The sequence below is a fragment of the Ectobacillus panaciterrae DSM 19096 genome, assembly GCF_000430785.1.
Lineage (GTDB): Bacteria > Bacillota > Bacilli > Bacillales > Bacillaceae_G > Ectobacillus > Ectobacillus panaciterrae.
The window spans coordinates 1-1,939 of record NZ_AUMR01000182.1 but is presented as its reverse complement, the minus strand read 5'-3'; the positions used below and the strand labels follow the sequence as shown (position 1 = coordinate 1,939).

Annotated in this window: 2 protein-coding genes; both read right to left on the bottom strand. The window is 36.6% G+C overall.

Translation table 11 applies throughout. The annotated features are described in order from the left end of the window. Positions 1–179: 179 nt before the first annotated feature. Entirely contained in the window at positions 180–812 is a 633-nt protein-coding gene (locus tag H540_RS0122085) for a LysE family translocator (RefSeq protein ID WP_028402415.1), read from the bottom strand. A 30-nt stretch (positions 813–842) separates the two neighbouring features. Next, positions 843–1,595, bottom strand: a complete 753-nt coding sequence (locus H540_RS0122080; protein ID WP_028402414.1) for a GNAT family N-acetyltransferase — start codon at positions 1,593–1,595, stop codon at positions 843–845. Positions 1,596–1,939: the final 344 nt, after the last annotated feature.

The following is a 1,939-nucleotide window of genomic DNA, read 5'->3' as shown; positions in this document are numbered from 1 at the left end:
TATTATCTTTACACGGCATATCAAATCATTCGATATACGAGAAAAATAGAGAGAGCTGCCTAGCAAGGCAGCTCTTGTTTACATAATCAGTGTTATCGGAAGTTAATTATTCAACTTTCATATTTCTTGATTCCCTTACAATCGTTCCAAGAAGATAGTCAAATCCTTGACAGACTCTCTTACTGTCGGCGTTCAAAAGCAAGACGTGCAGCAAGACCTGTCAAGACGCTTGCCATGAGCCAACGCTGCACCCGTAGCCACGTTGGGCGTGTGCCAAACCACTCGGCGACTCTACTCGCTGTAAACACAATTAGGAGGTTGACTATAAAGCTAACGGTTATTTGCGTAAGGCCCAAAGCTGCACCTTGTAGGAGCAACGATCCCTTCGCAGGATCTTCAAATTGAGGTAGAAGTGACACATACAAAATAGCAATCTTGGGATTCAGTAGATTAGTCATGAGTCCCATCAGAAATAGCTTCCGTGGTGTTTCAATAGAAACAGCACGAGGTGCCAGAATAGATGTAGCACCAGGTTTAATCGAATTCCAGGCGAGCCAAAGCAAGTAGGCAGCACCTGCCCATTTAACTGCTTCGTAGACGACTGGAACAGCAATGAAAAGAACTGTAAGTCCGAACATTGTTGCGATTATATAGATTACGAAGCCAAGCATGACACCCAAAAGAGAAATGACTCCTGCCATGCGCCCCTGCGTAATGGAACGGGAAATTAGGTAAATCATGTTAGGTCCAGGTGAGCAAACCATGCCAAGTGAAACGAGTGCAAAAGCTATCAAGGTACCAAAACTGATCATGAATCTTCTCCTCTCTGTACCGTTCTAAAATTACTCTTTTATTCTATACCAATATCTATATTCTTCCTTAAAGCCTAACTTTGAATAAAGTTTTAATGCAGGGGTGTTATTTAACATAACCTGAAGATAGGCATTTTTTGCATCATTCTCCTTACCCCATTGTAAAATGTTTAGAATTAGTTTTCTCCCATATCCTCTATTCCTATATTTTTCGTTCGTCACAATATCAAATAACCCTATGTATTCACTTTCTAAAACACCCATCCCGCAAGAAAATGTTTCATTACTATCATCAGATAGCATAACATAACAAGTCTTTGGAATAATATTTCTTAGCATTTGCTTTAAAGTGGGTTGGTCTTTTTCACTTACATTGTTTAAATTACAGAAATTAGAAAACCATTTATCTTGTAAATTATTATAAACAATAACATTATGTTTTGAAGAAACCTCAATTTCTTCCAAAGATAAAACTTGAACACTTGTCAAACTATCAAGAAGATAGCCTGTTTTTTCAAGAATACTGTCTAAATTATTTGGGTGCACCTGTGGAGTCAATTTATAAACAACCCTTAAATTTCTTTTCCGATATATTTGTTCACTATTTTCTATCTTATTTTTCAATTCTTCATTTGAAACGTAAAGTGGATTGATAGAGTTGGCTCGTTTTGTATATCCATCCGAAAATCGTAGTATCCACCCATCAAAAAGTTGTGTTTGAAGTGCTGGCAATGCGTTCATTGATAACTCTTCTATTTTTTGTATCAGCGTCTTATTAGCCATTGTTCTCCCCTCTTTTTACTCGCATTTTGATTATGTAGCATAATAACTCATAATATCATATAAATATACATTTTTTATGAAAATATTTCCATTTTTATTATTCAACTAAACTGCCCCGTTAGCCAACCATGAAGTAAGGCTTCACCACAGAAAACGGAAGAAACCATCGTTCTTACATGGTAGCTAAAGAAAGAATAATAAATACCGTATAAATGTTAGGTTTAAATAACATACCTTATCAGGGTTCTAGTGCAAAAAATCTCTTAAACTTGGACATACTGATACTATCAATCTAGAAAAGGGATGGTGTTCAGTGTGAAGAAGAAAAACTCGTTCAAATGGAA

Excerpts from the sequence above, each read along its gene's own strand:
- H540_RS0122085 (WP_028402415.1), bottom strand. The coding sequence starts at position 812 with ATGATCAGTTTTGGTACCTTGATAGCTTTTGCACTCGTTTCACTTGGC.
- H540_RS0122080 (WP_028402414.1), bottom strand. The coding sequence starts at position 1,595 with ATGGCTAATAAGACGCTGATACAAAAAATAGAAGAGTTATCAATGAAC.